This is a genomic window from Microcystis sp. M165S2, assembly GCF_020245885.1.
GTDB lineage: Bacteria > Cyanobacteriota > Cyanobacteriia > Cyanobacteriales > Microcystaceae > Microcystis.
Genome location: NZ_JADBTZ010000266.1, coordinates 1 through 4893 on the forward strand (window position 1 = coordinate 1; position 4893 = coordinate 4893).

Here is a 4893-nt window from a genome sequence, read left to right on the forward strand (position 1 = left end):
TAATAAATATTGGCAGAAGATTAAAGATTAGTTATTGTGACTAACTCTTTTGATTAGAAAAAGATAAACTTGAGAATTTTCGGTCAAATTTATTGACTCAAAATCAGCTGTACTTAATTTAAATGAATCAACCCTAGGGGTGATCGGGGGTAAAATTCAGGTACTTTTTCCCTGAAAATTAGGTAACTGACTACCTCAAAATCGGTAAAACCCTACACCCTACACCCCACACCCCACACCCTACCCCCACCGAAAAACTTTTTCAGCAGACCCTACTTAATACCGCTCACTAAAAACTCAAATCTGATCACCGATTACTGATAATTGTCTATTTTCAAGATTAGGATTTGTTCAAGGGATTGAGAGTAAGACAAGTTTTAATTAATTCCTCCACTCCCAGGACTGGATAAATAGGGACTCCCAACTGATTAATAACAGTTTCTAGGGTGAGATCATCTAAAAATACCGATTCCCCATGCTTGAGCATGAGGGAGGGTAATAAAACCCCATCCCCAAGATTTTTACCTTGTAATCCTTTGAGAATATCTTGCCCGGTTAATAAACCCGTAACCGTGATTTCCTGTCCCCAATAATCACTATTTAAAGCCACTAATTCCACGGTTAAACCCCGCCGATTATTTAACTGTTTAACTAGGGGTTGAAAGGCTTGTTCTACCGCATTTCCCACTACCCATATCAATCGTCTAGATGGAGTAATTTGAGCAGGTAATAACTTCTTGGCTGTCTTCTGAAAATCCCTAATAAATTGACGAATCGAGCCAACTCCGTTACCGATTTGGGGATAGTCTTCGTAGTGAGATTGAGGTGGTAAATCGACTCGGGCAATTAAAAACCATTCATCGGCTAACCACACCACATTACTGCCAAATTCTTGACAAAATTGTTTCTGTAAAGTTTGGACTTGTTCGATCACTTCTTGCGCTTTTTCTTGGCTAACGGGAATTAATTCATCTTCTTGGGGACGAAAGCGGGTTAATCCCACGGGAACTACGGCAACCGACTCCACACAGGGAATATCTCCCCGATGAAAAGAAACCAGATCTAACAGGGTTCTTTCGAGATGAATTCCATCATTAATATTGGGACAAACTACCACTTGGGCATGAATTTGTAATTGTCTGGCTTGTAGCCATTTTAACTGGTCTAAAATTTGACCAGCGCGGGGATTTTTTAAGAGACGAATTCTCAGATCGGGTTCCGTGGCATGAACGGACACAAAAAGCGGTGATATGTGCATCTTTTCGATCCGCTGCCATTCTTTTGAGGTGAGATTAGTTAAGGTTAAATAACTGCCATAGAGAAAACTTAAGCGATAGTCATCATCTTTATAGTATAAAGTTTCTCTTTTGCCCTCTGGTTGTTGGTCGATAAAGCAAAAAGGACATTTATTATTGCACTGAATTAAGCCATCAAAAAGGGCAGTTTCAAACTCTAAACCTAAGTCTTCATGATAATCTTTTTCGATTTCTATCCGGTGAGTTTTGCCCTGACTATCAAGCACTTCTAGGGTTAAAAATTCATCGGCACATAAAAATTGATAATCGATTAAGTCCCGGGGACGATTACCATTGATAGAGAGGAGCGCATCCCCGATTTCAAAACCCACCTCGGCGGCGATCGAATCTGGGATGACACCACTAATTTTAGCTGGACGAATAGTTAATTCACTCATATTTTTAGGTCGCCATCCAATTATTTAACTGCATTTCGAGAGAGTCTTTGGCCTTGTCTCACTTTTGTCAAGCTAATTCTACAGCATGGCCGATTGTTTAGAGTTGTGGTGGCAAGAAAATCAAGCAATCTACCCAGGGTTAGAAGAATTAGTCATTGATTTAGACACCAGGAGCCGCCACTGGCAGCAACCGCAGCCAATTTATCAAAAGAATGGTAGACTTTGCCCGAAAAACGCAGTGGCAAATACGGCTCATCTACTATCCGCAAATGCCATAGTAAATATAATCCAATTGAACGGTGTTGGGCAGTCTTAGAGAACTATTGGGGCAATTTTGGGTTCAATTGATGCGGCTCTTAATTGGGCTTCTAACATGACTCGGAAGGGCATAAAGCCTCTAGTGCATTTGCTAGAAGGAACTTATGAAAAAGGGGTGAAGGTTTTGGCTAAAGAACTAGAACAATTGCAACCTTTCTGGCAGCGTTCTGAAGCTTCACCCAAATGGGATGTGACGGTTCTACCCTCCTAGCTAGCAGCTTATTTTTACGCAAGTCCCTTATCGGTGAGAGTTCGAGGTTATCTGCGTCCGGTTACTTTTCGGCAAATTGTTCCCAATTAAGAGAAGACTTGCGGGATTTTCGGGGTTGCCGATTTTTGCTTGATGGCTACCGGCAAAAGATAGCCACCGGCAATTATATCAATTTATCAAAGTTAGGAGAATCATTTACTGTTAATTGATAGCGATCAAGATTGGGAAACTATGATTAAAATAGGATCACCTTGAACTTTTCCTATTCCCCTTGAGTGGCTTGTCTAACCTGTTCGATCTCTATCGCCGTCCGTTTTACGGCGGCGAGGATGTCAACATTGCTTTACCCTCAAGACATTTACCTTTAGTCAACTCATGCAAATTACTCTCAATCTTGATGACTCCCTTCTTAATGAAGCTTTTCAATTGACCAACCTTGCTAATCAAGAGGAGGTGATTAACTTAGCTCTAGAGGAGCTAGTGCGATCGCGCCGCAAAAAAAACCTTCTTGATCTTGCTGGAAAAATTCAATTTGCCCCAGATTTCGACTATAAAGCTCTGCGTGAGACTCGTCATGCTGCTGATTGATACATCAGTTTGGATCAGTATCTTCCGTGATCGCACAGGTCAAGGCCGACAAAAACTCGAAATACTGATTAACGGTCGTGACGTTTTCCTGACACGATTCACTCAGCTTGAACTGCTTCAGGGAAGTTTGAATGAAAAAGAGTGGACTTTGCTCTCTACCTACCTCGAACTTCAGGATTACGTTGAATTGGCGAATAATTCTTGGCAAGCAGCCGCGCGAATCTTCTACGATCTGCGCCGTCAGGGACTAACAGTTCGGAGTCCGATTGATTGCTGTATTGCCCAAGTCGTTTTAGATAATAATTTACTGTTGATTCATAATGATCGAGACTTTGAAACGATTGCTCAAGTGCGATCGCTGCCACACCTTCGTTTTCAACCTTGAACCCTCTAATTGTACTTGAAGGGTATTTTCGGGGTTGCCGATTTTTACTTGATGGCTACCGGCAAAAGATAGCCACCGGCAATTGTATCAATTTGTAAAAGATGGTTGACGTTTGTGCCAATCGGTGGCTTGTTCGTAGGCGTGGGCGACATGAAATAATTGATCTTCGCGCAACACATTACCGACTAATTGTAAACCGATCGGCAAACCTTGCCCATCAAAACCGCAGGGAAGACTTAACCCGGGTAAACCGGCTAAATTGACGGGAATAGTCATTAAATCTGATAAATACATACTCAGAGGCTCCGCCGTTTTTTCCCCCGCTTTAAAGGCTGTGGTCGGTGAAGTGGGAGAAACTAACACATCTACCGATTGAAAAGCTCGATCGAAATCCTCTTTGATCAAAGTCCTCACCTTTTGCGCTTTTAGGTAATAAGCATCATAATAACCCGCCGAGAGGGTATAGGTTCCCAACATAATCCGGCGCTTGACTTCCGCACCAAAACCCTGAGCGCGAGTCTTGGTGTACATATCAATTAAACTATCGGCATCTTCCCGAATACCGTATTTAACCCCATCGTAACGGGCTAAATTCGCTGATGCCTCCGAGGGGGCGATAATGTAGTAGGTGGGCAATCCGTAACGGAAACGGGGACAGGAAATCTCTTTAATCGTAGCACCGAGAGCCTTTAACTGCTCTAAAGCTTGATTAACTGCCTCTGCCACCACCTGATCCAAACCTTCCCCGAAAGTTTCCTTAATTACGCCAATTTTTAGCCCTTTTAAACTGGTTTTCAGGAATTGGCTATAGTCGGGAATCGGCAGATTGAGACTGGTAGAATCTTGGGGATCGTAACCTGCGATCGCTTGTAATAAAATCGCCGCATCTTCCACTGTACGGCCAAAGGGACCGATCTGATCGAGAGAAGAAGCGTAAGCCACCAAACCAAAGCGAGAAACCAAGCCATAGGTCGGTTTTAGCCCGACAACGCCACAAAATGAAGCCGGTTGACGAATTGATCCCCCCGTATCCGATCCTAGGGCAATCACACATTCTTGAGCGGCCACAGCCGCAGCCGAACCCCCCGAAGATCCCCCCGGCACCCGGGATAAGTCCCAAGGATTAGCGGTAACGTGATAACCGGAGTTTTCCGTGGAACTACCCATGGCAAACTCGTCTAAATTGGTTTTACCGACGATAACTGCCCCTAAATCCCGTAATTTTTGGGTAACGGTGGACTCGTAGGGGGGGACAAAATTCTCTAAAATCCGAGAAGCGCAGGTGGTGGGGATACCCTTGGTGCAGAGATTATCTTTTAATGCGATGGGAATACCTGCTAACAGATGCAGGGGTTCACCCCTGGCGATTTTCTCGTCCACTTTTTGGGCTTGCGCGAGGGCTAAATCCGGAGTTAAATGGAGAAAGCTTTTTACTTGTGGTTCGATCGCTTCAATACGAGCGAGAAATTCTCTAGCGATTTCGACGGCTGTTTTTTCTTTATTAACGAGTTGTTGATGCAGTTGACGAATCGAAGTCATGTTCAGTTACCGGTTACGGAAATTTTGGGTTAAAGCCCCGTCCTTTTAGGACGGCTTTTTAAACTATATCTTGTTAACTTAACTTTTATTGTGCTATACTGATTTTATCTAAGTACCCCCTGCGTAAAATGTTTGTCTTAGAGTTTAAAGTTAAAGCTA

The 4893-nt window shown here is 43.2% G+C and carries 5 protein-coding genes; 3 read left to right on the forward strand and 2 right to left on the reverse strand.

Going from position 1 to position 4893, the window contains the following annotated elements; all coding sequences use genetic code 11:
* Nucleotides 1–340: 340 nt before the first annotated feature.
* Nucleotides 341–1693, reverse strand: coding sequence for a TIGR03279 family radical SAM protein (locus IM479_RS13240; RefSeq protein WP_287685075.1), 1353 nt, complete (start codon nt 1691–1693; stop codon nt 341–343).
* A 334-nt stretch (nt 1694–2027) separates the two neighbouring features.
* On the opposite strand from IM479_RS13240, the gene IM479_RS13245 reads away from it, so the two are divergent.
* From IM479_RS13245 to vapC, 3 genes are all read left to right on the forward strand, one after another.
* Nucleotides 2028–2222: an ISAzo13-like element transposase-related protein gene (locus IM479_RS13245; RefSeq protein ID WP_287685076.1), complete on the forward strand. Its 195-nt coding sequence runs from the start codon at nt 2028–2030 to the stop codon at nt 2220–2222.
* Between the two features lie 375 nt (nt 2223–2597).
* Entirely contained in the window at nt 2598–2810 is a 213-nt protein-coding gene (locus IM479_RS13250) for a type II toxin-antitoxin system VapB family antitoxin (RefSeq protein WP_286826087.1), read from the forward strand.
* On the forward strand, nt 2797–3195 hold the full coding sequence (gene vapC, locus IM479_RS13255; protein WP_287078219.1) for a type II toxin-antitoxin system VapC family toxin: 399 nt from the start codon (nt 2797–2799) through the stop codon (nt 3193–3195). Before IM479_RS13250 ends, vapC begins: the two co-directional genes overlap by 14 nt.
* A gap of 87 nt (nt 3196–3282) precedes the next feature.
* On the opposite strand, the gene gatA is transcribed toward vapC, so the two are convergent.
* Nucleotides 3283–4734 carry an Asp-tRNA(Asn)/Glu-tRNA(Gln) amidotransferase subunit GatA gene (gene gatA / locus IM479_RS13260; protein ID WP_287685077.1) on the reverse strand — a complete coding sequence of 484 codons (1452 nt, stop codon included), beginning with the start codon at nt 4732–4734 and terminating at the stop codon, nt 3283–3285.
* Between the last annotated feature and the right edge of the window lie 159 nt (nt 4735–4893).

Bases quoted from the DNA above. Each gene is read 5' to 3' on its own strand.
- gatA (WP_287685077.1), bottom strand. From the start codon at position 4,734: ATGACTTCGATTCGTCAACTGCATCAACAACTCGTTAATAAAGAAAAA.
- vapC (WP_287078219.1), top strand. From the start codon at position 2,797: ATGCTGCTGATTGATACATCAGTTTGGATCAGTATCTTCCGTGATCGC.
- IM479_RS13240 (WP_287685075.1), bottom strand. From the start codon at position 1,693: ATGAGTGAATTAACTATTCGTCCAGCTAAAATTAGTGGTGTCATCCCA.
- IM479_RS13250 (WP_286826087.1), top strand. From the start codon at position 2,598: ATGCAAATTACTCTCAATCTTGATGACTCCCTTCTTAATGAAGCTTTT.